Origin of the sequence: Bradyrhizobium sp. UFLA01-814, assembly GCF_046718885.1 — a bacterium.
GTDB lineage: Bacteria > Pseudomonadota > Alphaproteobacteria > Rhizobiales > Xanthobacteraceae > Bradyrhizobium > Bradyrhizobium elkanii.
Genome location: NZ_JAQOSR010000033.1, coordinates 25,695 through 50,008 on the forward strand (window position 1 = coordinate 25,695; position 24,314 = coordinate 50,008).

The window sequence follows — 24,314 nt, forward strand, 5'->3', positions numbered from 1 at the left end:
TTTTCGGTTCTGATTGAATCAGAACCGAAGCTCCAGGTTCTCGCTCGAAAACGCACCAGCCCCGGCACGTCCATGAAGATCTATCTGGCAGGTCCTGACGTGTTCCTGCCGGATGCCGTGGAGATCGGCCGCCGCAAGGCGGAGGTTTGCGCCTATCACGGGCTGACCGGGCTGTATCCGCTCGACAGCAGCATCGATCCCACCGCCGCCGGCGCCTCGCTCGCCATCTTCAAGAGCAACGAGGCGATGATGGAGTCTGCCGACGCCATCATCGCCAATTTGACGCCGTTTCGCGGCCCCAGTGCCGACGCAGGCACGGTTTACGAACTCGGCTACATGGCGGGACGCGGCAAACTGTGCCTCGCCTATTCCAACGATCCCACGTCCTACGCCAATCGCGTGGCGCGGTTGAGCCAGGTTGTGCCGGCATCCGACGGACGCCTGATCGATGCGGAGGGGCTGACGGTGGAAGAGTTTGGATTACCGGACAATCTGATGATGATGCACGCGCTCGACCTGCACGGCAGCCCGCTGGTGACCCCGCGCGAGCCGTCGGCCGACCTCTGGCACGACCTCACCTCCTTCGAGGCCTGCGTGCGGCTCGCTGCCGCGCAGCGCCGGCAGGCGGCGAAGTGACCAGAGCGGGCGACAACGACAATAACGCATCCGCCGGCAAGCGCATCGACGTGCTGCTGGTGGAACGCGGCCTGTTCGAAAGCCGGGCGCGGGCACGCGCCGCGATCGACGCCGGCCTCGTCACCGCCGACGGCAAGCAGATCGCGAAGGCGTCAGAGATCGTCGCACCGGGCGCGGCCCTCTCGGCCGAGCCGGCGCATCCCTATGTCTCGCGCGGCGGCGTCAAGCTCGCCGGCGCGCTCGAGCACTATCCGATCGACGTCGAGGGCCACGTCTGCCTCGATGTCGGCGCCTCGACCGGCGGCTTCACCGAGGTGCTGCTCGCCAACGGCGCAAGCCTCGTGTTCGCCATCGATGTCGGCCACGGCCAGCTGCATCCCTCGCTGCAGGGACATCCGAAGATCGTCTCCATGGAGGCGACCGACATCAGGAGCTTCGAGGGCAAGCGCCTGCCGGCGCGGCCCGACATCGTGGTGATCGACGTCAGCTTCATCTCGCTGAAGCTGGTGCTGCCGGTTGCGCTGTCGCTGGCGGCCGCCCCGATGCATCTTTTGGCGTTGATCAAGCCGCAATTCGAGGCGGCGCGCAAACACTCCAAGCGCGGCGTCATCCGCAACGCGATGGTGCACCAGGAGATCTGCGACGATATCGCCGCCTTTGCCGCCTCGCAGGGTTGCACCGACATTCAGGTGTTCCCGTCCTCGATCTCGGGCGGCGACGGCAATATCGAATTCTTCCTCGGCGCGCGCCGTGGCTGAGCTTCTCACCATCGACCATGTCGGCCACCGCGGCGACGGCGTCGCGATCGAGGGATCGCAATCGATCTTTGTGCCTTATGCGCTGGCCGGCGAAACGGTCGAGGTCGACGACGTCCCGGGCAATCATCCCGACCGGCGGCGGCTGCTGCGGGTCGCGCAGGAAAGTCCCGAGCGCATCGCGCCGTTCTGTCCGCATTTCGGCGTCTGCGGCGGCTGCGCGATCCAGCACTGGAACGACGCGTCCTACGACGCCTGGAAGCGCAACATCGTGGTCGAGACGCTGGCGCAGGCGAAGATTGCGGCGGACGTCACAGCACTGGTCGATGCCCATGGCGCGGGCCGTCGCCGCATCACGCTGCACGGGCGCATGGGCACCCATGAGGTCCTCAAGGTCGGCTACGCCGCGGCAGGTTCGCACGACATCATCCCGGTCGATCGCTGCCCGATCCTCGATCCTGCGCTCGACGGTGCGCTCGAGGCGGCCTGGGCCACAGCCGAGCCGCTGATTGCGATCGGCAAGCCGCTCGACATCCAGGTCACCGCAACCGTCAACGGCCTCGACATCGATGTGCGCGGCTCCGGCGCGCTGCCGACCAGCCTGATCACCACTTTGTCGCGGGTCGCGCAGAAGCACCGGCTGGCGCGGCTGACACGCCACGGCGAGCTGGTGCTGCAGCGCGGCTCCCCCGAGATTGCGATCGGAAAGGCGAAGGTCGTGCTGCCGCCCGGCTCGTTCCTGCAAGCGACCGTCAAGGGCGAGGAGACGTTGGCCGCGCTGGTTCGCGAGCATTGCGGACGCGCCAAGCATATCGCCGACCTGTTTTGCGGCGTCGGTCCGTTCGCGCTGCGCCTCGCGGAGAAGGCGCGGATCGCGGCCTTCGACAGCGATGCCGGCGCCATCACGGCACTACAGAAGGCCGCGCAATCGACGTCGGGGCTGAAGCCGCTCAAGGCCGAGGCGCGCGACCTGTTCCGCCGCCCCCTGATGCCGCAGGAATTGCGCGACTACGACGCCGTCGTGTTCGATCCGCCGCGGCAAGGCGCACAGGCGCAAGTCACCCAGCTGGCGGCGAGCAAGGTGCCGGTGATCGTCGCGGTGTCCTGCAACGCCGCAACGTTTGCGCGCGACGCGAAAATCCTGATCGACGGCGGCTACAAGATCGCGGATGTCACTCCGGTCGATCAGTTCCGCCACACGGCGCATGTCGAGCTGGTGGCGCGGTTCGCGCGCTGACAGGACGCAGCGACGATCGCTGAGCGCGGGCGCTCCCGCTATAGTCTGCGCTCCATGTCCGACGATCCGCTGCTCGCACGCATCATTCCCGTTCTCGCCGCCGTACCGGGCGTCGCCGCCATCGTGCTCGGCGGCTCGCGGGCGCGCGGCACGGCGCATGACGCCTCCGACACCGATATCGGCCTCTACTATCGGGATGGCGCCGCGCCGGATATCGATCGGCTGCGCGAAGCTGTAACGGGTCTGGTCGACGATCCCGCTGCTGCGCATGTCACGCCGGTCGGCGAATGGGGACCGTGGATCGTCGGCGGCGCCTGGCTCACGATCGGCGGCCGCAAGGTCGACCTGCTCTACCGCAGCATCGATCAGGTCTCCGCTGTCATCGATGCTTGCCGGAACGGCGAGATCAGCATGCACTATCAGCCGGGCCATCCGCACGGCTTCTGCTCGGCGATCTGGATGGGCGAGGTCGCGCTGTGCTATCAGCTGCACGATCCCGACGGCCTCGTCGCGGCGCTGAAGGCGAGGACCGCGCCCTACCCGCCGGCCCTGCGCGATGCGTTGGTGCGGCGCTTTCAATGGGAAATCCTGTTCAGCATCGAGAATGCCGAGCTTGCCCTGCCGCGCGGCGACAGCACGCATATCGCCGGCTGCGCCTATCGCGCGCTGGCCTGCATCGCGCAGGTGCTGTTTGCGCTGAACGGGGCGTATCTGATCAACGAAAAGGGCGCGCTGGCGCAGGCCGCGAATTTTCCGGTGACGGTTCGCGGTCTCGCTGGCCGCGCCACGGAGGTCTGGCGGCAGATCGGCGCGGCCGAGCACGCCGCCGCGTTGCAGACGTTGCGCATGCTGGAGAGTGAGCTCCAGAAGATCTGTAGGACGAGTTAGAACCGTAGGATGGCTAGAGCGCAGCGAAACCCATCATTCGCGCCGCGGATATCAATTGATGGGTTTCGCTTCGCTCTACCCATCCTACGAGATCCATATGATCGGCTACCGCCCCCAGCGGTCCTGCCAGATCTTCTCGCCGATCAGGCAATTGACCCGCGGCTCCTTCTCGGCGGTCCGCATGATCGGGCGCTCGGGGGTGCGGCCGGCGACTTCGAGCAGCAGCTTGGTGCGGATCGCCTCCTTGAACTTCTCACGATCCTTGATCGTCACCACGAAGGAGCCCGGTCCGCCGATCACGCAGTCCTCGTAGTAATAGTCGAGATTTTCGATATCCATCGTCGAGTAGGACGGCTCCTTCACCATGATCGGCAGGCCGTTGATGACGATGCCCTTGTCGAGCGCCGCATCGCGCGCGGGCGTGATCGGCGTGCCGTTGTTGTTGGGCCCGTCGCCGGAAATATCGATCACGCGGCGCAGGCCGCGATGCGGATTCTCGTCGAACATCGGGATCGCGAAATAGATCGCGCCGGAGATCGAGGTGCGCGAGGCGCGGCGCACCGGCGTCTTCATGATCTCGGCGGCGACCGCATCGGCGGATTCAGGGCCGTCGATCACCCGCCAGGGGATGATGATCTTCTGATCGTTGGAGGCGGCCCATTCGAAATAGGTGATCGAAATCTTGCCGTTCGGACCGGCCTTCAGCGCCTGCAGGAAATCCTTGGAAACGATGGCCTGCGCATAGCCCTCGCGCTGGATCGCGAGCTCGTCCATGTCCATCGAATAGGAGACGTCGACCGCGATGATCAACTCGATGTCGACGCTCGGTGTGGATTCCTTTTCAGCCAGGCGATGGCCGGGCTGGGTTCCCGGGCCGGGCGCGGCAACACCGGCCACATCGCCGCTGGCCAGCATGCCCGCGACAAGCACCGCTCCGATCGAGACATACCAGCGCATTGCGGCCCTCCCGTCGTATGAGTGTCATCGTGACACGCAATTCAGGCGGCGAAAAGCGCAGATATCAGCTGTCCTTCACATTCAGGTTAGACGTCCACACTCAAGTCAGACTTCGCTTGTCTCGAATGCGGCGACACGCGCCGTGCCGTTGCCGCAATGACGCCGTGCAAATCGAACGGTTCCAAGCCGCGCCCGAAGACGGTATTCTTACGGGGCAATCGCGAGGGAGTGCGATGCCAGATACCGTCGTCAAGCCGAATACCAGGACGAAGACCAAGGTCGAGCGGCCGCGCCTGCACAAGGTGATCCTGGTCAACGACGACTACACGCCGCGCGAATTCGTCGTCACCGTGCTGAAGGGTGAATTCCGCATGACCGACGACCAGGCCTACAAGGTGATGCTGACCGCGCATCAGCGCGGCGTCTGCGTCGTCGCTGTGTTCACCAGGGACATCGCCGAGACCAAGGCGACGCGCGCCACCGACGCCGGCCGCGCCAAGGGCTATCCGCTGCTGTTCACCACCGAACCCGAGGAATAGCGCGCCGGCGCCAGATTGCCGCGGGCCTTGCCAGTATTTTAGCGATCGCGGCGACCGGTGCTTTAGGGATCGCATGGTACCTACGCGGCATGTCCGTCGCGCTGCGCCAACAACTGTCCCTGCGGAAAACTCGCCCGGAGACCTCGTTCGGGCCGTTTCGCCCGTTGCCCGCCCTGCCCTGGCTGATCATGGCGGCGGCGCTGCGGATCGTCGGCTACGGCAATCTCGGCCTGATTGTGCCCGCGCTGGCGCTGGCCAACGCTTGCGTGCTGCTCGCCTTCTTCGCGACGGCACGGGACTCGATCCAGGCTTCCGGCGGCCGATCGTCGCTCCGCGAATTGACGCTGGCCGAGCAGATCAGACTGTCGCTGTCGATCCTGTGGCGGATCGTGCTCGTGATGATCATGGCGGCACTCGGCACCGCCGCGATCGGCTTCTCGTCGTTTGCACCGTATCTCTTGTCGGGCCTCGACGGCATGGCCTTCGATCAGGTCACCCATCTCGGCCGGTTCTGGAGTGCGGCGATCGCGGCGCTGGTGCTGCTGATCATCGTCAATGCGGAAGGCAATGGCGGTCGCGTCGCGCTGTTTGCCGCCGTCAAGGACTTTGGCCGGCACGCGCTCTGGCTTGGCGCGGCGGTGCTCGTGCTGGGCACGATCAACGTTGCGCTGGGCTACGGGCAGGCGCTTGTGCGCACCGCGATCTGGCACTTCTGGCAAATCTCGATGGTGGAGCAGCCGCTCAAGAACCTGATCTACGTCGTCTTCATCTTCGGCTTCGCCATGCTGCGGCTGTGGATCACGCTGTCGATCCTGACCTTCGGCCTGAAGCAGTCTTACGCCCGCCGCCGCTAGCTCGCAGCAGCGACCGGCGCCTCGTCGAACAGGCCGTAGACCCGTTCGGCCTTGGCAAATCCCGCGATCGGAAACTCGCCGAGATCGCTCCAGCCGCCGTCGCTGATGCCGGCGAAGCGCTCCGAGGCCACCACGGTGCGGCCGAGACGGCCGGCGATCTTCTCCAGCCGCGCGGCGAGATTGACCGCCGGACCGATGCAGGTGAAGTCGAGCCGGTTGCCGCCGCCGATATTACCATAAAGCACGCGCCCGAGATGCAGCGCGAGGCCGAAACGGAAGCGTTCGACGGCATCACCATTGGCGAATTGCAGCGCCTCGACGCCGGCGCGGGACGCGCGCGCGGCTTCCAGCACGCGTGAGCAGACCTGCACCTCGTCGCCGAGATATTCGTCGACCGGGAACACCGCGAGCAGGCCGTCGCCCATGAATTTGAGCACCTCGCCGCCATGGTCGCGGATCGCGGTGACCTGGCAATCGAAATAGAGGTTGAGGATCTCCACCACCGTCTCGGCCGGCAAGCGGTCCGACAGCGCGGTGAAGCCGCGCAGGTCCGACAGCCAGATCGCGGCATCCATCGTATCGGCATGGCCGCGCCGGATCTGGCCGCCCATGATGCGCTCGCCGGCACGGTTGCCGACATAGGTGTCGAGCAAGAGCGAGGCGGTGCGGCGCAGGGTGATGATCTCGATATAGCGCGCCAATGGCACGGCGATCGACCGGATCGCATCGACCTGCTCGTCGGTGAAGCCGCCCGGCTGCCTGGTGGTCCAGCTCGAGGCATTGACGAAGCCGTCGGTATAGACCAGCGGCACGGCGATGTAGTCGGTGACGCCCTCGGCCTGCAGGTCCACGACGATCGGAAACCGGGCGCTTGCGGGATCGTCGAGCCGCGCGCGGACCTCAATGCCCTGCCTGAAGACGGTCGACAGCGGGCTGACGGCAAATTCCGGAGAGTCCAGGATGTTGTGATCGACGGTGCCGGTTTCGACCTCGGCGCCGGGCTTCCAGAAGAAATGGCGGCCATAGATCTCCGGATGCAGCGTGCGCACGAAGACGCCGATGCGCCACAGCGGCAATCCGGCCCGCACCAGCCGTTCGCAGCATTCCGCCATCATCTGCGGCGGGGTCGGCGCCGACCGCGCGCCGCCGATCATCCACTCGATGATGTCCCGAAGCTCCGACGCATTCATGGCATTCCCCCAGGGCGGTCTGGCGACCGCCACTATATAGGGGATCAGCGCCCGGTCTGCCCGCGGTCGCGCAGAAAATGATCGGCCAGCACGCAGGCCATCATGGCCTCGCCGACCGGCACCGCCCGGATTCCGACGCAGGGGTCGTGGCGGCCCTTGGTCAGGATGTCGGTATCGGCACCCTTGCGGTCCACGGTCCGGCGCGTGGTCAGGATCGAGGACGTCGGCTTGACCGCAAAGCGCACCACCACCGGCTGGCCGGTCGAGATGCCGCCGAGGACGCCGCCGGCATGGTTGGACAGGAAACGCGTTCCGTTGTTGCCGGTCCGCATCTCGTCGGCGTTCTCCTCGCCCGACAATTCGGCGGCGCCGAAGCCGGCGCCGATCTCGACGCCCTTGACCGCGTTGATGCTCATCATCGCCGCCGCCAGGTCGCTGTCGAGTTTGGCGTAAATCGGCGCGCCGAGCCCGGCCGGCACGCCCTCGGCGACGACCTCGATGACGGCGCCGATCGAGGAGCCGCTCTTCCTGATGCCGTCGAGATAACTTTCGAAGAACGCGGCCTTGTCCTTGTCGGGACAAAAGAACGGATTGTTCGCAATCTCGTCCCAGTCCCACTTCTCGCGGTCGATCTTGTGCGGCCCCATCTGCACCAGCGCGCCGCGCACCTTCACCTCGGGCAGGACCTTGCGCGCGATCGCGCCGGCCGCGACGCGAGTAGCGGTCTCGCGCGCGGAGGAGCGTCCGCCGCCGCGATAGTCGCGCAGGCCGTATTTCGCTTCATAGGTGAAGTCGGCGTGGCCGGGGCGGAACTTGTCCTTGATCTCGGAATAATCCTTCGAACGCTGATCGGTGTTCTCGATCAGCAGCGCGATCGGCGTGCCGGTCGTCACCTGCACCCCGCTCTCCGGATGCGCCATCACGCCGGACAGGATCTTCACCGCATCCGGCTCCTGGCGCTGGGTGGTGAAGCGCGACTGGCCGGGCCTGCGGCGGTCGAGGTCGTGCTGGATCTCCTCCACGGTCAGGGGGATCAGCGGCGGGCACCCGTCGACAACGCAGCCGATCGCGACCCCATGGCTCTCGCCGAAGGTCGTGACGCGGAACATATGGCCGAAAGTATTGAAGGACATGGCGTGTCGTAACGCGCAGAGGCAGCGGGGTCAAACTTCGCGTCCGTCATTCCGGGGCGCCCGAAGGGCGAACCCGGAATCTCGAGATTCCGGGTTCGATGCTCCGCATCGCCCCGGAATGACAGATGGGGACACGGCGCGCCCTTAACTATACTTCCGCAACCCCGCCGCGCCGAACACATAGACCGCCCCCTGCTCGATAGTGAGCTCGGCGGCCGAGGCCGTGGTCTCGAAGCCGAGCGCCACCATCAGCGCCCGCGCCGTGCCGCCATGGGCAACCGCGACCGTGTCTGCCGTCACCGAGCGATACCAGTCGGTCATCCGCACCTGGACGTCGACGTAGCTCTCGCCGCCGGCAGGCGACACCGTCCACTTCTCGGCCAAACGGCGGGCATACAGCGCGGGATCCGCAGCCTGCGCCTGCGCCAAGGTCGAGCCCTCCCACGTCCCGTAGCCGATCTCGCGCAGTCGCCTGTCGAGGGCGTAGTCGCCGGGCGGCAGGCCGAGCTCGGCGCGCACCAGCTCCATGGTGGCGCGCGCCCGGATCAGCGGGCTCGCGACGAACGGCACCGTCGTCTTGTCACGGCCGTCGCGCGCCAGGAGATCGGCGAGGATGCGCCCGGCATGCGCGGCCTGGGCGCGGCCGCGCTCATTGAGGGCGATGTCCTGCACGCCCTGGAGCCGGCCTTCGGCGTTCCACTCGGTCTCGCCGTGGCGGATGTAATAGATCGTCGGTACCGGCATTCCAGTAACGGCTGGTCCCTGCTGAGTGAGAGATGTCGGCCGCCTCAAGGCTTCCACGCTTCGAATTTTTTCGGCCCGGAGGTACACCAGCACTTCGGCCGGCGACAAGCCCAAATCGGCCGCAGCTTGGGCGGTATGCGCGCAGATCGGCGCAGACGGAATAGCCACGCCGCCAGGGTGTTATGTTGGACAAGGCGGCTATCGCCGCGACCATCGAAGACTGGGATGCATGACCGCGTTTCGTCAAAGTGTCGAAGCCATGATTCCCGCGCTGCGCCGCTATGCGCGCGCGCTGGCGCGTGACACGGATATCGCCGACGATCTGGTGCAGGACACGCTGGTGCGGGCGCTGCGCTCGGAGCGGCTGTTTCTCGGCGGCGACGTCAGGAGCTGGCTCTACACGATCCTGACCAATCTGAACAAGAATCGCCGGCGTTCGCTGGCGCGGCGGCCGGCGTTCGTGCCGCTGCTCGACAACAATGCCGACGCCAGCGGCACCGAGGCCGAGGGACGCGACATCGAGCGCGCGCTGTCGACGCTGGTCGAGGAGCAACGCTCGGTGCTGCTGCTCGTCATGCTGGAGGGCATGAGCTACCGGGAGGTCGCCGATATCCAGGGCGTGCCGATCGGCACGGTGATGTCCCGCCTCGCCCGCGCCCGCGCCCATGTCCGGGCTTCGATCGAGGGCCAGCGCCCGGCGCTGCGACGGGTGAAATGATAATGTGCGCGATGGCCGGCATCATGCATGAACGATTTTCGAACAAGATTTGGCAGAGACGACTGATATGACCGACCCGAACATTCCCGTCACCGAAGACGAGTTGCACGCTTACGTCGACAACGAGCTGCCGGCCGAACGCCGTGGTGATGTCGAGGCGTGGCTTGCCACGCATCCTGACGACGCGGCGCGGGTGCAGTCATGGCGCGCGATGGCCGAGACATTGCATGCACGCTACGACACCGTGCTGGACGAGGCGGTACCGAAACGGCTCGAGCTCGAGCGGCTGGTGCGCCAGCCGCGCCGCTGGATCTATGGCGCGGTGGCGGCGACGGTCATGGCCTTCGTCGCCGGCGGCGGCGCTGGCTGGATCGCGCGCGGAGCGGCGGCGACGCCGTCGACGTTCCAGAGCTTTACGGTCGATGCACTCGATGCGCATCGGCTCTACGTGGTCGAGGTCCGGCATCCCGTCGAGGTGCCCGGCAGCGAGCGCGACCACCTGCAGCAATGGCTGACCAAGCGCTGCGGCTGGGACGTCCGCGCGCCGGAGCTGACCGGGCTGAAGCTGGTCGGCGGCCGCCTGCTGCCCGGACCGAGCGGCCCAGCATCGTTCCTGATGTATGAGAGCACGTCGGGTGAGCGCTTCACGGTCTACACCGCCAAGGTGAAGACCGAGACGACCCAGATGCGCTATGCCGTGCAGGGCAGCGACGGCGCACTGTTCTGGGCCGATCGAGGCGTCGCCTATGTCGTCAGCGGCGGCGCCGATCGCACGCGCCTGACCCAGGTCGCGCAGGCCGTCTACGATCAGATGGAGAAGAGCGGCGGGTGATCTTCCGTAATTTTACGGAAGATCAGGTCGTCGAAATTGCTTCATTTCGAGTAAGTGAATCCAGCCTCACTCAGCGTCCCAATTCCGACATCGAAAACTTCGATTCGCGTCATCGACGCGTCTCATTATCGCACCGGATGCTCACGCGAAGATGATCCGCGCCCGATCCGCCGATCGGCGCACGCGGCCTCGATTGGGGTTTTGTGTACCGCGCTGGTCCCCCTCTCGAGGCCGCACTCCTTTTCCGTCATCCGATCTGCACGCCGCAGACCTCGGACGGCCAGTTATCCTTTGTGACGCGCTCGCAGTGCCCGCGTCTACCCCGATAGACTCCGGGGTAGTTGCAGTTTCGCGTCTTCGCGTCTTTGGGGCGCGCTCTCGGCGGTCAGCCGAGATCGCTGCGCGGATTATAGGGGTTACGCTCCCGCCACGTCTGCATCAATGCCTCAAGCTCGGCATCGTTCCCGTCGGGAAGGATGATGCGGGTCGTGACGTAGAGATCGCCGACAACGCCTGCCTTCGATAGCCCCTTGCCCTTGACGCGGAAAGTACGGCCGCTCGAGGTGTTTTTGGGGATCGACAGTTCGACCGCGCTGCCGAGCGTCGGCACGCGGACCTTGCCGCCCAGCACGGCCTCGTAGAGGGTGATGGGCAGGTCGATCCGGAGATCGTTGCCGTCGACCTTGAAGAACGGGTGCGGGGCGATCGAGATCGTGATCAGGAGATCGCCGGGCGGATGGCCTTGCGCGGTCTCACCCTGCCCCTTTAGCCGGATCTGTTGGCCCGCAGCGACCCCGGGCGGAATCTTGACGTTGAGCTCGCGGCCGGTCGGCAGGCGGACGCGCTTGTCTCCGCCCCTGACCGATTCCTCCAGCGACACCGTCATGGCGACCGAAAGATCGAGGTCGACGCCGACCCCGCCGCCGTCAAACTCGAACGGACTGGCCCGGCCCGCGCGGCCGCCGCCGCCGCCGCCGCCGCGAGCGGCATTGCCGAACATGCTGTTGAGGATGTCCTCGAAGCTGCCGCCGCCCGTGCCGCCGCCGGGCCCAGAGCGGAAACTGTACTCGAAGCCGCCCGGACCGGCACGGCCGCCGGCGCCGCCACCAGGGAAACCCTGGAAGCGCGGCTTGCCTTCGGCATCGATCTCGCCGCGATCGAACTGCTTGCGCTTGTCCTCGTCGCCGACGATCTCGTTGGCCGTGTTGATCTCCGCAAAGCGGGCCGCCGCCTTCGGATCATTCTTGTTGTTGTCAGGGTGATGCTTCTTGGCGAGCTTGCGATAGGCGCTCTTGATCGTCGCAGCGCTGGCGCTCCGCTGCACCCCCAAGACCTCATAGGGGTCGCGCATCCGTCACGTCTCCTTCACGGGAAAAATCAGTCCTGGCCGGGAACCCGTCCGGGCCCACTTTGCCTTCATGTGGGGGCTCAGTGGCATTTTTGCAACTAGTCCGGCTTCGCCGGAATTCTCAGGATTTTCTCCAGGGCTTCAGGCTATGGATTTCCCACCGCCCTTGTCCAGCCTTGCACGCGGCGCCCTGCAGCCAGCTCTCGGTGGCTCCATTGACGTAGCTGGCAAGGAAATCCCGGCACGTCTTGCCATCCTCGCCCGAATAGGCCTGGGCCAGCGGCGTCACCGAACCGCGCGCGCCGGTTTCCGGATTTTCCCAGGGCTGGCTGGAATCCTTGTCGCCCTTGGTCAGCACGTCGGAGGCGGCATTGCGGGCGAAGGCGAGATCGGTGTCGGTCGGCATCACCGCATTGACCTGGGTCGGGCTGATCGAGCCCGTCACATCCTTGTCGTCGATCTTGGCGAAGGCGTCGCTGCGCGACAGGCTGCAGCCGCTTGCGCCGACGCCGATCAGGACCAATGTCACCACCGCGCCTGCGGGGTGGATCGCCGATAGGCCAACGCGCCCCCATGCCCTATATAGGGCTAGTAACGCGCTTTCGGACGCGGGCGGATGCAAATCGGGACTCCTGACATGACCGACACGACCTCCATCAAACACCCGACACCGTTAACATCGGGTGATTTCACCGCGGCGGAGGAGCCGTTCGCCCTGTTCGCCGAATGGTTTGCGGAGGCGGTCAAGTCCGAGCCGAACGATCCGAATGCGATGGCGCTTGCGACCGTCGATCCCGACGGCCTGCCCGACGTGCGGATGGTGCTGATGAAGGGCTTCGATGCCGACGGCTTCGTGTTCTACAGCCACATTGCGAGCGCCAAGGGCCGCGAATTGGCCGCAAATCCTAAGGCCGCTTTACTCTTCCATTGGAAATCGCTGCGCCGCCAGGTGCGCATCCGCGGACCGGTCACACCGGTGACCGATGCCGAGGCCGACGCCTATTTCGCCACGAGGCCGAAGCAGGCACAGATCGGCGCCTGGGCCAGCAAACAGTCGCAGCAGCTGGAGAGCCGCTTCGCCTTCGAGCAGGCGATCGCCAAGACCGGTGCGAAATATGTCATCGGCGAGGTGCCGCGGCCGCCGGGCTGGAGCGGCTGGCGGATCACGCCGCAGCGCTTCGAGTTCTGGCACGACCGCCCGTACCGCCTGCACGATCGCATCGAATTCCGCCGCGACGGCGCCGGCAGCGCCTGGTCGAAGGTGCGGCTCTATCCCTGAAAGCTGCGACCGTCATAGCCGGGCGAAAGCGCGAAGCGTGTCTTCGTATAGGATGACCCCGGCCATCGACGTCTTGATCCCAAGTCATCCCAAGTCGTTCGAAGGCGTGGATGCCCAGCACGCCGCCGCGCATGACGAAAACGAAAGAAACCGCCGATGCCCCACCCATCCAATGCGCCGCGGCGCACGCTGCTCCTGACCGGCGCAAGCCGCGGCATCGGCCATGCCACCGCGATCCGGTTCTCGTCCGCCGGCTGGCGCGTCATCACGCTGTCGCGGCATGCGTTTCCCGAGGTCTGCCCGTGGGGCGCCGGGCCGGAAGACCACATCGAGGTCGATCTCGGCAGCCATGACGACACCGTGCGCGCGATCTCCGAGATCCGCAGGCGGCTCGAGAACGATGAACTGCACGCGCTGGTCAACAACGCCGCGATCTCGCCGAAGGCTGCGGGCGGCGGCCGGCTCGGCACCATGGACACCGACATCGAGACCTGGACCCACGTTTTCCACGTCAACTTCTTCGCACCGATCATGATCGCGCGCGGGCTGCTCGAGGAGTTGAAACACGCCAAGGGCGCGGTGGTGAACGTCACCTCGATCGCCGGCTCGCGCGTGCATCCGTTTGCCGGCGCGGCCTATGCGACGTCGAAGGCGGCGCTCGCGGCGCTGACGCGCGAGATGGCATCGGACTTCGGTCGCGTCGGCGTCCGCGTCAACGCGATCGCGCCGGGCGAGATCGATACCTCGATCCTGTCGCCGGGCACCGAGAAGATCGTCGACCAGCAGATCCCGATGCATCGCCTGGGCACGCCGGACGAGGTCGCCAAGATCATCTACGTTCTCTGCACGGAAACCAGCTCTTACGTGAACGGTGCGGAGATCCACATCAACGGTGGTCAGCACGTCTGAAGCTGGGAAGAGCCGTATTTCGGGGAAGGAAGTTTTGAGGCGATCCCGGCCGCCGCCGCGGCCGTCATTGGGATTGCTTCACTTGCAGGCGTAACAAACGCAAACGAGGCTTCTGCCTCCGAGGCTTCGGCCTCTAGTCTGCGTAGAACCGACGCGACTTCTTCTCGGGCTGCCGCAGCGCGACGTCATTCAGCGCGCTGGAGCATTCGTCTTCGTCCTCGCCATCCAGCAACGCAGCGCCACAGTAACGGCAGAGTGTCGGCGAGATCGCCTGCACCTTGCCTGCTGCGCGATCCTGTTGATAGCGCGCAAAGTCGATGACGTTACGCCGTGGCGTTATGATCTTCTCAACCATTGCTGTCCTCCGGCTTCGAGGCGGGCGTTATCGCAGACAAGTTTCGCCCAAACGTTCAGCGCAACGCTCAAATTTTAGCAGAGGAAATAAGGCAGAAAACGCGTCCCAAAACGCGACGCGTGGAACCGGCTTACAGCCACTTCTTCCACTTGAAGATCCAGTACGGCACAACGGCCGCAATCAGCATCAGCACCAGTGCATACGGATAGCCGTGCGCCCATTCGAGTTCCGGCATGATCTTGAAATTCATGCCGTAGATCGAGGCGATCAGCGTCGGCGGCATCAGCACCACCGCCATCACCGAGAACAGCTTGATGATGTTGTTCTGTTCCAGATTGACCACGCCGAGCATGGCGTCGAGCACGAAGGTGATCTTGTTGGAGAGATAGGAGGCGTGGTCGGTCAGTGAGGCCACGTCACGCTGCATGGTCTTGAGCTGCTCGCGCATGTCCTTGGACCATTTCACGCCCTCGACCACCGCGGAGAGGAAGGTGACGAGGCGGCCGATCGAGACCAGGCTTTCGCGAACCTTCGAGGTCAGGTCGCCCTTGCGGCCGATCGCGATCAGGATCTGCGAATATTGCTTGGCGTGGCCGTGGCGCTCGCTCTCCGGCTCGAAGATGTCGTGAGACACCTGGTCGATATCGGCTCCGCAGCGCTCCAGGAGATCGGCGCAACGGTCGATCACAGCGTCCAGCAGTTCCATCAGCACCTGCTCGCCGGTGATGCCGGGAGCACAGGCGCGCGCCAGCTTGTTCTCGACCAGCGCGAAAGGTTTCGGCAAGTCGTAGCGTACCGTGACCAGGCGATGGCTGGTCAGGATGAAGGTGACCGCCGTGGTGCGCGGCATGTCGGTGTCGGACTGGCACATCAGCGTCGCGGTCATGTAGCGGGCGCTGTTCTCGATATAGAGGCGGCTGGAGATCTCGATCTCCTGCATGTCTTCCCGGGTCGGCACCGCGATCCCCGCAAGCTTCTCGACCGCCCGGTCCTCCTCCACCGTCGGATTCACCAGATCGACCCAGACCGCTCCCTCGGGCAGCGCGCCGAGGTCGGTCGCGGTGGCCTTCTTGAGCGAAAACTCGGACGGAACGAACACCGACAGCATCACGAACTCCACGAAACAGGGCTGGCAGGACCCGCCGACTTAGCGCGATTCTGGGGGGCGCTTCATGACCGGGGCATTAACCGGGCATCCATACTTGTGGCGGCCAGGCGGCAGTGACGTGCGCCGACTCGTCGACCGTTGCCTGTTTGCACAAAAACCAACCCGGCGCCAGAACAGTTGCGGCAAAAAAGCCACAGACGACGTCCCGCGATGCGGGAAAGGCATCTAAAGTCTGGGAATAATGGCGCGTTTCAGCAATACTGCCCTCATGGAATCGTGGCGTTTGGGGCGTAATAGTGGCGCTTTCGGGCGCGGATTTTCGATTGGAATGTAATCATGTCGTCGCTCAAAGTTACCTTCGGGATTCTGGCCGCGGGCCTGATGTTGTCAGGCTGCATGCAGGCCACAACCTATGAGGCAACCAATACCTCGAACTTCAAGCCGCGTGACAAGGAACTCCTGGCCAAGACCACCTACGTCAAGACGCCGGTGGCTGAACCGTTCCGCCGCGCCATCGTCGAGTATCACCGCAAGGAAGCCCCCGGCTCGATCGTGGTCGATTCCGACAACCATTACCTCTATTACGTGCTGAACGACGGCAAGGCGATCCGCTACGGCATCACCGTCGGCGAGGAAGCCATGGCCTGGTCCGGCATCGCCAAGGTCGGCAGCATGACCGAATGGCCGGCCTGGCACCCGACCCCCGGCGAAATCTCGCGCCTCGGCGTCCCGACCTTCGTGGCCCCGGGCCCGGACAATCCGATGGGCTCGCGCGCGATGTATCTCTATTCGGGCGGCAAGGACACCCTGTTCCGCATCCACGGCACCAACCAGCCGGAATATATCGGCGCGTCGATCTCCTCGGGCTGCATCCGCATGACCAACGAGGACGTCATCGACCTCTACAACCGGGTCAAGCTCGGCACCATCGTCGTGGTGCTGGAGCCGAAGCACGGCGACTCGCCCTACAAGCCGCAGATGGCGCTGCAGGGCGGCGGCGGCACGACCTACTGATCACATCGCAATCGCGATCAAAAGCGCCGGCTTTGCCGGCGCTTTTTTGTTGGCTGCGTCTTGGTCTCGGCGCTGCGGTCAGGCGCAGCCGCATCATCTGATTTTGTGCCGTCCGGCTTCTTGCCAGCGTCAGACTTGCCGTGGTCAGCCTTGCCTTGGTCAATTCTGGGTGCGTCCGTCTTCGACGCGTCGGATTTGGTGGCGACCTCGCGCGGCGGCGCCTCTTCGGGGCGCTCGGCCGGCAACAGCGGCGCGACTTGCGGCAGCGGGTCGTCCACGTTCCACTGGCAGATCCGGTAATTGTTGCGACGCTCGATCAGGTCGAGATGGATGTGGTCCTCGTGGTACCAGTCCGAGCCCGGCCCGAGCACCGTGGAGAAGCGGGCGCAAACCGAGTGCAGCACCGTCTCGCGCAGATCACGCGGCACGCTGCGGTCAGTCAGCGAGATCGACTTGCCGTTGGCGAGACCGAGGGCGCGCACGTCAAGCGCATTGGCGCGGCCGTGCTCGGAGAGCTGCGCGCCGGCGACCCGATTGCGGCCGCGGCATTCGAACGAGTCGAAATTGTCGAGATTGCTGATCCCGCCCCCGAGGCTCTGCGCGAGCGGCGCGATATCGGTGCGGACCCAGTCGACGACCGCAGCGGCCATCTTGCAGCGGAGGATCGCCGCGGGCTTGACCGCGACCTTGCGCTTGTCCGCCAGCACGATCGCCTCGAGCCGCACCAGATCCTCGCCGCCGCAGCCCCCGGCGCCGTGAATATCCGGAACGCTCGGGGCAATCGCGATCTCCTCGGTCAGGGCCTGCCGGCAGGCCGAAAGCTGCGGCGCGGCGGGCTCGGCCGGCTTTGCCGCCTCAACCGGCTTGGCCCTCTCGCTCGGCCTGGCCGCCTCAGTAGGCGCGGCCGGAGACTGCGTCTCGGCCGCGGGCGGCTCGGGCTCGGTTGCCGCCGGCGCGTGGGTTGGCGCCTGCGCCGGGCGCGGCTTCGGCAGCGGCACCGCCGAGCGGCGGACTGCCTTGTGCGGCCTTTGCGGCCGGGTGCCGAACAGATCGTCCCACGGAAAGCTGGGCGCGCGGCGGGCGGCCTCGGCGGGGCCTGCTTGCATGCCAAGGCAAAGCAGCAGGGCGGCGGCGGTAACCATTGCCGCGCCCCCGCGACGAAACGCGCCAACAGGCCATTTTCGGCTTGCTTTCTCCGCGCTAAAGTTCATGTCAGTTCCATGATTTTACTGCCGGCCGTCCAAGATGCCGGCGGATCATGCGTGAGGATCGAGGAGGGATTTGCGTATGCTTGGTTTGATGCAAGATTGGCCCTTGCTGTGTCACAAGATTATTGAGCACGCCGCCAAATATCACGGCACGCAGGAAGTCGTGACGCGGTCGGTCGAAGGCCCCATTCATCGCACCACCTACGCTCAAATCCATGCCCGCGCACTGAAGGTCTCGCAGAGCCTGGAACGCGACGGCATCAAGCTCGGCGACCGCGTCGCCACCATCGCCTGGAACACCTGGCGCCACCTCGAGGTCTGGTACGGCATCATGGGGATCGGCGCGATCTGCCATACGGTCAATCCGCGCCTGTTTCCGGAGCAGATCGCCTGGATCGTCAACCACGCCCAGGACCGCATCGTCATCACCGACCTCACCTTCGTTCCGGTGCTGGAGAAGATTGCAGGCCAGCTGCCGAGCGTCGAGCGCTACGTGGTGCTGACCGACAAGGCGCACATGCCGCAGACCACGCTGAAGAACGCGGTCGCCTATGAGGACTGGATCGCGGCATCCGACGGCAAGTTCGAGTGGAAGACCTTCGACGAGAACACCGCGGCGGCGATGTGCTACACCTCCGGCACGACGGGCGATCCCAAGGGTGTACTTTATTCGCACCGCTCCAACGTGTTGCACGCGCTGATGGCCAACTCGAAGGACGCGCTCGGCACCTCCGCGTCGGACACAATGCTTCCGGTGGTCCCCTTGTTCCATGCCAACAGCTGGGGCATCGCCTTCTCCGCGCCGTCGATGGGCACCAAGCTCGTGATGCCGGGCCCGAAGCTCGACGGCGCCTCGGTGTACGAGTTGCTGTCGACCGAGAAGGTCACGCACACCGCCGGCGTGCCGACGGTGTGGCTGATGCTGCTGCAATACATGGCCGCCAACAACGTCAAGCTGCCGGATCTGCAGATGGTGATCTGCGGCGGGTCGGCGATGCCGCGCTCGATGATCAAGGCGTTCCTCGACATGGGCAGCCAGGTGCGCCACGCCTGGGGCATGACCGAGATGAGCCCGCTCGGCACGCTGGCGACGCTGAAGCCGCCGTTCACCGAGCGCACCGGCGAGGAGCGGCTCGACGTCCTGCAGACCCAGGGCTATCCGCCGTTCGGCGTCGAGATGAAGATCACCGACGATGCCGGCAAGGAGCTGCCGTGGGACGGCAAGACCTTCGGCCGTCTCAAGGTCTCGGGCCCGGCGATCGCCAAGGCCTATTTCCGGGTCGACAGCAACATCCTCGACGATACCGGCTATTTCGACACCGGCGACGTCTCGACGATGGACGAGCACGGCTACATGCGGATCACCGACCGCTCCAAGGACGTGATCAAGTCCGGCGGCGAATGGATCTCCTCGATCGATCTCGAGAACCTCGCGATCGGCCATCCGGCGGTCGCGGAAGCCGCCGTGATCGGCGTCCATCACCCCAAATGGGATGAGCGGCCGCTGCTGATCGTGCAGCTCAAGCAGGGCCAGAGCGCCACGCGCGAGGACATCCTGAAGTTCATGGACGGCAAGATCGCCAAATGGTGGATGCCCGACGACGTCGCCTTCGTCGACGGCATCCCCCACACCGCGACCGGCAAGATCCTGAAAACGGCGCTGCGCGACCAGTTCAAGGACTACACTTTCCCGACCGCCGCCGCGTGAGGCAACACGAGAGATCGTAGCCCGGATGGAGCGAAGCGCAATCCGGGGTTCGGCGATCGACGGAAAGACCTGCCCCCGGATTTCGCGGAGCCTGTCATCGGGCGCGCGTTCGCGCGACCCGTTGGCTCCATCCGGGCTACACAATTGCTGCGGCGTGAACGATCCGGGTTGACGCCGCAGCCCGGCAGGAGCGTGAAGCGCGTCTTCGGCCAGTTGGCCCGGGCACGACGGCCCATCCAAGGCGCTTCGACACCCAAATCCCTTGAATTCGCCGCAGGTCCGTGGTCTCACACGACTGATCGCGGCGGCCGAGGTCGCCTGAGGACATCTCAACCGGCAGATTTTTCGACGATGGCGCGCAGGTTTTCCGCTCCCTACCAGCAGGAGCCCGTGTCCGGTCTCGCCACCTGGTCGCGCAACCTTGCCATCTTCTCCGTCGTCGCGGTGGTGGTCTCGATCCTGATCGTCCGCTTCGGGTTCCTGGAGGTCAAACCGGCGCTGGCGACCTTCTTCGGCGCGCTGGGCCTGGCCGGCCTGTCGATCCTGCTTGGGCTGGCCGCCTTTGCCGCGATCTGGCAGAACGGCACCCGCGGCATGGGCCGGATCCTGCTCGCGCTGCTGATCGACGCGGCGATCCTCGCCTACCCGGCCTACCTCATCTATCAGTACCGCAAGCTGCCGCGGATCTACGACGTCACCACCGACGCGATCGACCCGCCGAGGTTCGAGGCGCTGGCGCGGCTGCGCACCGGGGAAGGCACCAATCCTGCCGCCTATGCCGGCCTCTATTCGGCCGAGAAGCAGCGCGCGGCCTATCCCGATATCGAAACCGTCGAGCTCGAAACCCCGGTCGACCGCGCCTATGAGCTGACGCTGCGGCTGGTGAACCGCCGCAAATGGCTCGTCATCGACGCCCGCGCGCCGCAGCCGCCGCGCCGCATCGGCCGCATCGAGGCGGTGGCGCGCACGCCGATCATGGGTTTCCGCGAGGACGTCTCGATCCGGGTCACGCCTGACGACGAGGACTCCCGCGTCGATATCCGCTCGGCATCGCGCTATTTCGACACCGATCTCGGCAGCAACGCCGCTCGCGTCAAGAAGCTGATCGAGGACCTCAACACCGCCGCCGAGAGCGACAATTCCAAGCCGGCGAAGAAGGCCGCTCCTGTCGCGCCAAAGGCACCGCCGGCGAAGACGGTGAAGAAGTGACGCGGTAGCGTCATTCCGGGGCATCGCGCAGCGATGAACCCGGAATCTCGAGATTCCGGGTCTGGTGCTTCGTACCATCCCGGAATGACGAACTAGACCATCCGGTACGTCCCGCCGATCACGGGATCGCCATCCGTCGCCACGATGCCGCGTGCAACGAGGTCCTCCAGATGCGCCAGCACCGAATAGCCGGCGGCATTGGCGAGGCGCGGATCGAGCCCGATATAGATCGCCCGCACCATGGTCGGGATGTCGGCCTCGCCCTTGCCGAGACGATGCAGGATCGACGCCTCGCGCGCCCGGCGATGCCGCGCCAGGAAACGGACGTAGCGCGGGCCTTCAGGAATCTCCGGGCCGTGGCCGGAGAAATACAGCTGCTCGGGCCGCTGCTCCAGCCGCTCCAGCGAGGCCATGTAGTCGATCATCGAGCCGTCCGGCGGCGCCACGATCGAGGTCGACCAACCCATCACATGGTCGCCGACGAAATTGATGCTGCGCTCGGCCCAGGCGAACGCCAGATGGTTGGCGGTGTGGCCGGGGGTGGCGACCGCCTCCAGCGCAAAGCCCGCCCCCTCGATGACGTCGCCATGCTTGACCTGCACATCGGGCCGGAAATCGCGGTCGGCGCCGGATTCCGGATTGTGCTTCTCGCTCTCGAAGCGCGGGCGCGAGGCGCGGTGCGGTCCCTCGGCATAGACCGGCGCGCCGGTCGCGGCCTTGATCCGCGGCGTGTTCGGCGAATGGTCGCGATGGGTATGGGTGACCAGGATATGCGTCACGGTCTCGCCCTTGACCGCATCGAGCAGCGCCCTGGCATGCGCCTCGTCGTCGGGACCGGGATCGATGATCGCGACCTTGCCCTCGCCGACGATGTAGCTGACCGTGCCGGTGAAGGTGAACGGGCTCGGATTGTTGCAGAGGACACGGCGAACGCCGGGGCGGACCTGTTCGACCACGCCGGGCTTCAGCGGAAAATCGCGGTTGAACGGGATGTCGTCGTTGTCGGCCATTTTGGAATTTCACTCCGACGTCATTCCGGGGCAGCCCGACAGGGCTGAACCCGGAATCTCGAGATTCCGGGTTCGATGCTGACGCATCGCCCCGGAATGACTGTGAAAGGATTTACGAGAACGCCTGGATGCCGGTGATCCCGCGGCCGAGGATCAGCGCATGGACGTCGTGCGTACCCTCATAGGTGTTCACCGTCTCGAGGTTCGCCGCGTGACGCATCACGTGATACTCGATCTGGATGCCATTGCCGCCGTGCATGTCGCGCGCCATGCGGGCGATGTCGAGCGACTTGCCGCAATTGTTGCGCTTGACGATCGAGATCATCTCGGGGGCCATCTTGCCCTCGTCCATCAGGCGGCCGACGCGCAACGAGGCCTGCAGGCCGAGCGCGATCTCGGTCTCCATGTCGGCGAGTTTCTTCTGCACCAGCTGGGTGGCGGCGAGCGGCCGGCCAAACTGCTTGCGGTCGAGCGTGTATTGCCGCGCGCGATGCATGCAGTCCTCGGCAGCGCCCAGTGCGCCCCAGGAGATGCCGTAGCGGGCGCGGTTGAGGCAGCCGAACGGGCCCTTGAGGCCGGAGACGTTGGGCAGCAGCGCGCTTTCCGGCACCACCACATTGTCGAGCACGATCTCGCCGGTGATCGAGGCACGCAGCGAGAGCTTGCCGCCGACCTTCGGCGCCGACAGGCCCTTCATGCCCTTCTCGAGGATGAAGCCGCGGATCTGGTTGTCGTGCGCAGCCGACTTGGCCCACACCACGAATACGTCGGCGATCGGCGCGTTCGAGATCCACATCTTGGCGCCGTTCAGCTTGTAGCCGTCAGCGACTTTCTCGGCGCGGGTCTTCATGCCGCCGGGATCGGAACCGGCATCCGGCTCGGTCAGGCCGAAGCAGCCGACCCATTCCCCGGTCGCGAGCTTGGGCAGATATTTCTTGCGCTGGTTTTCGTCACCATAGGCATAGATCGGATACATCACCAGCGACGACTGCACCGAGTTCATCGAGCGATAGCCGCTATCGACGCGCTCGATCTCGCGCGCCACGAGGCCATAGGCCACGTAGCTCGCATTGGCGCAGCCATACTCCTCGGGCAGCGTCACGCCGATCAGGCCGAGCTCGCCCATTTCGTTGAAGATCTCGCGGTCGGTTTTCTCTTCCAGATAGGCCTTGGTGACCCGCGGCAGCAGCTTGTCCTGCGCATAGGCCCGCGCCGTGTCGCGGATCAGGCGCTCGTCTTCGGTGAGCTGGTCGTCGAGCAGGAACGGATCATCCCACTGGAAGCTGGCGGCAGCCGGCTTGTCCTTGGCCTGGGGGCGCACGCTCATGAAACATCCTTTCGCATCGTCTATCGGAAATTGGCGGGTAAATTAAAGCGCTATGCTGCGAAGCGCAATTGGTGATCCTCTCACCGTCATTCCGGGGCGCGCACTGGCGCGAACCCGGAATTTCGAGATTCTGGTGCGCAATCGCGCACCCGAGGGTTCGATGCTGTGCATCCCCCGAATGACTGACGTTAAGTCTCCAGCTTCTCGTTCGACACGATCTCGATGCCGAAACCTGACAATCCCTTATAGTCGTGCACCGACGAAGTCAGGTGCCGGATCGAGGTAACGCCGAGATCGCGCAGGATCTGTGCCCCGACGCCGACCTCGCGCCACTGCCTGTGGCGATCGGCCTCCGCCGTCTTCTGCTCGCCGACCGGCTCGACCGGAACACCGGCGGCACCATCGCGCAGATATACCAGCACGCCGCGGCCGGCGTCCTTGAAGTGCCGCAACACGGCTTCCATTCGCGCCGGCCCGGTGAACAGGTCTTTCACGATGTTGGGCTTGTGCAGCCGCGTCAGCACGTCCCGGCCGTCGCCGATGCCGTTATAGACGAAGGCGGCGTGCATGATCTCGTCGAACGGCGAGCGATAGGCGTAGCCCTGCAGCGGACCGATCGGGCTTTCGGTGGTAAAGGTCGCGACCCGCTCGATCAGCTTCTCGCGCGCCTGGCGATAGGCGATCATGTCCGCGATCGTGACATGCTTGAGCTTGTGGGCGGCGGCGAATTTCGCGACCTGCTCGCCCTTCATCACGGTTCCATCGTCGTTCATCAGCTCGCTGATGACGCCGACCGGCGGCAGCCCGGAGAGCCGGCACAGATCGACCGCCGCCTCGGTGTGGCCGGAGCGCAGCAGCACGCCGCCGTCGCGCGCGATCAGCGGGAAGATGTGGCCGGGGCGCGCAAAATCATTGGCGCCGGCGTTGGGATTGGCGAGCGCGCGGCAGCAGGAGGCGCGCTCCTCGGCCGAGATGCCGGTGCCGCCATCGGGCTTGTAGTCGATCGAGACCGTGAAGGCGGTGGTATGATTGGACTCGTTGTGCGCCACCATCGGGTCGAGCCGCAACCGGCGGGCGTCCTCGGTGGTGATCGGCGCGCAGACGATGCCGGAGGTGTGGCGGATGATGAAGGCCATCTTCTCCGCCGTGCAGAACGACGCCGCGACGATCAGATCGCCCTCGCCTTCCCGATCGTCATCGTCGGTGACGACGACGAGTTCACCCTTCGCAAAGGCTTGCAGCACTTCCTGGATCGTATCGGCCATTGTCCTGACATCTCGCTATATGCAGGCAGTGGATTAGCCGGGTTCCGATGTCAGCGCCAGTATCATTATGCAACCCGCCATGCATCCGGCA

The 24,314-nt window shown here is 65.4% G+C and carries 25 protein-coding genes; 13 read left to right on the top strand and 12 right to left on the bottom strand.

Annotated elements, in window-relative coordinates; genetic code table 11:
- Positions 1-72: 72 nt before the first annotated feature.
- From PMN64_RS12785 to PMN64_RS12800, 4 genes are read left to right on the top strand one after another with little or no spacing between them, the layout of a single operon-like run.
- Positions 73-636, top strand: a complete 564-nt coding sequence (locus PMN64_RS12785) for a nucleoside 2-deoxyribosyltransferase (protein ID WP_028339502.1) — start codon at positions 73-75, stop codon at positions 634-636.
- A complete protein-coding gene (locus PMN64_RS12790) occupies positions 633-1,394 on the top strand; it encodes a TlyA family RNA methyltransferase (protein WP_411780946.1) in 762 nt (253 codons plus the stop codon). The genes PMN64_RS12785 and PMN64_RS12790 overlap by 4 nt, the downstream gene beginning before the upstream one ends.
- Complete coding sequence (locus PMN64_RS12795; RefSeq protein ID WP_411780947.1) at positions 1,387-2,628, top strand: class I SAM-dependent RNA methyltransferase; 1,242 nt, start codon at positions 1,387-1,389, stop codon at positions 2,626-2,628. The genes PMN64_RS12790 and PMN64_RS12795 overlap by 8 nt, the downstream gene beginning before the upstream one ends.
- A gap of 54 nt (positions 2,629-2,682) precedes the next feature.
- Positions 2,683-3,516: a nucleotidyltransferase domain-containing protein gene (locus PMN64_RS12800; RefSeq protein WP_411780948.1), complete on the top strand. Its 834-nt coding sequence runs from the start codon at positions 2,683-2,685 to the stop codon at positions 3,514-3,516.
- Between the two features lie 105 nt (positions 3,517-3,621).
- On the opposite strand, the gene PMN64_RS12805 is transcribed toward PMN64_RS12800, so the two are convergent.
- Complete coding sequence (locus tag PMN64_RS12805; RefSeq protein ID WP_028339506.1) at positions 3,622-4,473, bottom strand: DUF1194 domain-containing protein; 852 nt, start codon at positions 4,471-4,473, stop codon at positions 3,622-3,624.
- Between the two features lie 233 nt (positions 4,474-4,706).
- Here PMN64_RS12805 and clpS point away from each other — a divergent pair, with 233 nt between their 5' ends.
- Positions 4,707-5,012, top strand: coding sequence for an ATP-dependent Clp protease adapter ClpS (clpS, locus tag PMN64_RS12810; RefSeq protein ID WP_028339507.1), 306 nt, complete (start codon positions 4,707-4,709; stop codon positions 5,010-5,012).
- 89 nt (positions 5,013-5,101) lie between these two features.
- A complete protein-coding gene (locus tag PMN64_RS12815) occupies positions 5,102-5,866 on the top strand; it encodes a hypothetical protein (RefSeq protein ID WP_411780949.1) in 765 nt (254 codons plus the stop codon).
- Here the strand turns inward: PMN64_RS12815 and PMN64_RS12820 are convergent.
- From PMN64_RS12820 to PMN64_RS12830, 3 genes are all read right to left on the bottom strand, one after another.
- The gene (locus tag PMN64_RS12820) at positions 5,863-7,056 is read right to left on the bottom strand and encodes an adenylate/guanylate cyclase domain-containing protein (protein ID WP_411780950.1); all 1,194 of its coding nucleotides are present in this window, start codon (positions 7,054-7,056) and stop codon (positions 5,863-5,865) included. The genes PMN64_RS12815 and PMN64_RS12820 overlap by 4 nt on opposite strands.
- 44 nt (positions 7,057-7,100) lie before the next feature.
- Entirely contained in the window at positions 7,101-8,189 is a 1,089-nt protein-coding gene (aroC, locus tag PMN64_RS12825; protein ID WP_411780951.1) for a chorismate synthase, read from the bottom strand.
- A gap of 144 nt (positions 8,190-8,333) precedes the next feature.
- Positions 8,334-8,933 carry a histidine phosphatase family protein gene (locus PMN64_RS12830; protein ID WP_411780952.1) on the bottom strand — a complete coding sequence of 200 codons (600 nt, stop codon included), beginning with the start codon at positions 8,931-8,933 and terminating at the stop codon, positions 8,334-8,336.
- A gap of 229 nt (positions 8,934-9,162) precedes the next feature.
- Between PMN64_RS12830 and PMN64_RS12835 the strand changes: the two genes are divergently transcribed.
- Positions 9,163-9,651 carry a sigma-70 family RNA polymerase sigma factor gene (locus PMN64_RS12835; RefSeq protein ID WP_016844579.1) on the top strand — a complete coding sequence of 163 codons (489 nt, stop codon included), beginning with the start codon at positions 9,163-9,165 and terminating at the stop codon, positions 9,649-9,651.
- 67 nt (positions 9,652-9,718) lie between these two features.
- Positions 9,719-10,483 carry an anti-sigma factor family protein gene (locus tag PMN64_RS12840; protein ID WP_411780953.1) on the top strand — a complete coding sequence of 255 codons (765 nt, stop codon included), beginning with the start codon at positions 9,719-9,721 and terminating at the stop codon, positions 10,481-10,483.
- A gap of 385 nt (positions 10,484-10,868) precedes the next feature.
- Here the strand turns inward: PMN64_RS12840 and PMN64_RS12845 are convergent, their stop codons facing one another.
- Together PMN64_RS12845 and PMN64_RS12850 are read right to left on the bottom strand one after the other, a co-directional pair.
- Positions 10,869-11,834 (bottom strand): DnaJ C-terminal domain-containing protein, encoded by a 966-nt coding sequence (locus PMN64_RS12845; RefSeq protein WP_411780954.1) that lies wholly within the window; start codon positions 11,832-11,834, stop codon positions 10,869-10,871.
- Between the two features lie 118 nt (positions 11,835-11,952).
- A complete protein-coding gene (locus tag PMN64_RS12850) occupies positions 11,953-12,363 on the bottom strand; it encodes an RT0821/Lpp0805 family surface protein (protein ID WP_411780955.1) in 411 nt (136 codons plus the stop codon).
- 105 nt (positions 12,364-12,468) lie between these two features.
- On the opposite strand from PMN64_RS12850, the gene pdxH reads away from it, so the two are divergent.
- Positions 12,469-13,110, top strand: coding sequence for a pyridoxamine 5'-phosphate oxidase (gene pdxH / locus PMN64_RS12855; RefSeq protein WP_411780956.1), 642 nt, complete (start codon positions 12,469-12,471; stop codon positions 13,108-13,110).
- 156 nt (positions 13,111-13,266) lie between these two features.
- Positions 13,267-14,019, top strand: a complete 753-nt coding sequence (locus PMN64_RS12860; RefSeq protein WP_028339516.1) for an SDR family NAD(P)-dependent oxidoreductase — start codon at positions 13,267-13,269, stop codon at positions 14,017-14,019.
- A 133-nt stretch (positions 14,020-14,152) separates the two neighbouring features.
- Here the strand turns inward: PMN64_RS12860 and PMN64_RS12865 are convergent, their stop codons facing one another.
- Complete coding sequence (locus PMN64_RS12865) at positions 14,153-14,374, bottom strand: hypothetical protein (protein WP_063607063.1); 222 nt, start codon at positions 14,372-14,374, stop codon at positions 14,153-14,155.
- A 130-nt stretch (positions 14,375-14,504) separates the two neighbouring features.
- Entirely contained in the window at positions 14,505-15,482 is a 978-nt protein-coding gene (locus PMN64_RS12870) for a magnesium transporter CorA family protein (protein ID WP_304499071.1), read from the bottom strand.
- 336 nt (positions 15,483-15,818) lie between these two features.
- Here PMN64_RS12870 and PMN64_RS12875 point away from each other — a divergent pair, with 336 nt between their 5' ends.
- Positions 15,819-16,496, top strand: a complete 678-nt coding sequence (locus PMN64_RS12875; protein WP_028339518.1) for a L,D-transpeptidase — start codon at positions 15,819-15,821, stop codon at positions 16,494-16,496.
- 17 nt (positions 16,497-16,513) lie between these two features.
- Here PMN64_RS12875 and PMN64_RS12880 read toward each other — a convergent pair whose 3' ends face one another.
- Positions 16,514-17,707, bottom strand: a complete 1,194-nt coding sequence (locus PMN64_RS12880; RefSeq protein ID WP_411780957.1) for an extensin family protein — start codon at positions 17,705-17,707, stop codon at positions 16,514-16,516.
- A gap of 76 nt (positions 17,708-17,783) precedes the next feature.
- Here PMN64_RS12880 and PMN64_RS12885 point away from each other — a divergent pair, with 76 nt between their 5' ends.
- Positions 17,784-19,412 carry a fatty-acid--CoA ligase gene (locus PMN64_RS12885; protein ID WP_411780958.1) on the top strand — a complete coding sequence of 543 codons (1,629 nt, stop codon included), beginning with the start codon at positions 17,784-17,786 and terminating at the stop codon, positions 19,410-19,412.
- 351 nt (positions 19,413-19,763) lie between these two features.
- Positions 19,764-20,621: a DUF1499 domain-containing protein gene (locus PMN64_RS12890; RefSeq protein WP_411780959.1), complete on the top strand. Its 858-nt coding sequence runs from the start codon at positions 19,764-19,766 to the stop codon at positions 20,619-20,621.
- A gap of 92 nt (positions 20,622-20,713) precedes the next feature.
- Here the strand turns inward: PMN64_RS12890 and PMN64_RS12895 are convergent, their stop codons facing one another.
- The 3 genes from PMN64_RS12895 to ribB form a co-directional block, all read right to left on the bottom strand.
- Positions 20,714-21,631, bottom strand: coding sequence for an MBL fold metallo-hydrolase (locus PMN64_RS12895; protein WP_411780960.1), 918 nt, complete (start codon positions 21,629-21,631; stop codon positions 20,714-20,716).
- Between the two features lie 112 nt (positions 21,632-21,743).
- A complete protein-coding gene (locus PMN64_RS12900; protein ID WP_411780961.1) occupies positions 21,744-22,958 on the bottom strand; it encodes an acyl-CoA dehydrogenase in 1,215 nt (404 codons plus the stop codon).
- 188 nt (positions 22,959-23,146) lie between these two features.
- Positions 23,147-24,223: a 3,4-dihydroxy-2-butanone-4-phosphate synthase gene (gene ribB, locus PMN64_RS12905; protein WP_028334516.1), complete on the bottom strand. Its 1,077-nt coding sequence runs from the start codon at positions 24,221-24,223 to the stop codon at positions 23,147-23,149.
- Positions 24,224-24,314 lie beyond the last annotated feature (91 nt).

What these genes read in the sequence shown, in the direction of transcription:
- PMN64_RS12785 (WP_028339502.1), top strand. Translation starts at nt 73, where the DNA reads ATGAAGATCTATCTGGCAGGTCCTGACGTGTTCCTGCCGGATGCCGTG.
- PMN64_RS12800 (WP_411780948.1), top strand. Translation starts at nt 2,683, where the DNA reads ATGTCCGACGATCCGCTGCTCGCACGCATCATTCCCGTTCTCGCCGCC.
- PMN64_RS12805 (WP_028339506.1), bottom strand. Translation starts at nt 4,473, where the DNA reads ATGCGCTGGTATGTCTCGATCGGAGCGGTGCTTGTCGCGGGCATGCTG.
- clpS (WP_028339507.1), top strand. Translation starts at nt 4,707, where the DNA reads ATGCCAGATACCGTCGTCAAGCCGAATACCAGGACGAAGACCAAGGTC.
- PMN64_RS12815 (WP_411780949.1), top strand. Translation starts at nt 5,102, where the DNA reads ATGTCCGTCGCGCTGCGCCAACAACTGTCCCTGCGGAAAACTCGCCCG.
- PMN64_RS12820 (WP_411780950.1), bottom strand. Translation starts at nt 7,056, where the DNA reads ATGAATGCGTCGGAGCTTCGGGACATCATCGAGTGGATGATCGGCGGC.
- aroC (WP_411780951.1), bottom strand. Translation starts at nt 8,189, where the DNA reads ATGTCCTTCAATACTTTCGGCCATATGTTCCGCGTCACGACCTTCGGC.
- PMN64_RS12830 (WP_411780952.1), bottom strand. Translation starts at nt 8,933, where the DNA reads ATGCCGGTACCGACGATCTATTACATCCGCCACGGCGAGACCGAGTGG.
- PMN64_RS12835 (WP_016844579.1), top strand. Translation starts at nt 9,163, where the DNA reads ATGACCGCGTTTCGTCAAAGTGTCGAAGCCATGATTCCCGCGCTGCGC.
- PMN64_RS12840 (WP_411780953.1), top strand. Translation starts at nt 9,719, where the DNA reads ATGACCGACCCGAACATTCCCGTCACCGAAGACGAGTTGCACGCTTAC.
- PMN64_RS12845 (WP_411780954.1), bottom strand. Translation starts at nt 11,834, where the DNA reads ATGCGCGACCCCTATGAGGTCTTGGGGGTGCAGCGGAGCGCCAGCGCT.
- pdxH (WP_411780956.1), top strand. Translation starts at nt 12,469, where the DNA reads ATGACCGACACGACCTCCATCAAACACCCGACACCGTTAACATCGGGT.
- PMN64_RS12860 (WP_028339516.1), top strand. Translation starts at nt 13,267, where the DNA reads ATGCCCCACCCATCCAATGCGCCGCGGCGCACGCTGCTCCTGACCGGC.
- PMN64_RS12865 (WP_063607063.1), bottom strand. Translation starts at nt 14,374, where the DNA reads ATGGTTGAGAAGATCATAACGCCACGGCGTAACGTCATCGACTTTGCG.
- PMN64_RS12870 (WP_304499071.1), bottom strand. Translation starts at nt 15,482, where the DNA reads ATGCTGTCGGTGTTCGTTCCGTCCGAGTTTTCGCTCAAGAAGGCCACC.
- PMN64_RS12875 (WP_028339518.1), top strand. Translation starts at nt 15,819, where the DNA reads ATGTCGTCGCTCAAAGTTACCTTCGGGATTCTGGCCGCGGGCCTGATG.
- PMN64_RS12880 (WP_411780957.1), bottom strand. Translation starts at nt 17,707, where the DNA reads ATGAACTTTAGCGCGGAGAAAGCAAGCCGAAAATGGCCTGTTGGCGCG.
- PMN64_RS12885 (WP_411780958.1), top strand. Translation starts at nt 17,784, where the DNA reads ATGCTTGGTTTGATGCAAGATTGGCCCTTGCTGTGTCACAAGATTATT.
- PMN64_RS12890 (WP_411780959.1), top strand. Translation starts at nt 19,764, where the DNA reads ATGGCGCGCAGGTTTTCCGCTCCCTACCAGCAGGAGCCCGTGTCCGGT.
- PMN64_RS12895 (WP_411780960.1), bottom strand. Translation starts at nt 21,631, where the DNA reads ATGGCCGACAACGACGACATCCCGTTCAACCGCGATTTTCCGCTGAAG.
- PMN64_RS12900 (WP_411780961.1), bottom strand. Translation starts at nt 22,958, where the DNA reads ATGAGCGTGCGCCCCCAGGCCAAGGACAAGCCGGCTGCCGCCAGCTTC.
- ribB (WP_028334516.1), bottom strand. Translation starts at nt 24,223, where the DNA reads ATGGCCGATACGATCCAGGAAGTGCTGCAAGCCTTTGCGAAGGGTGAA.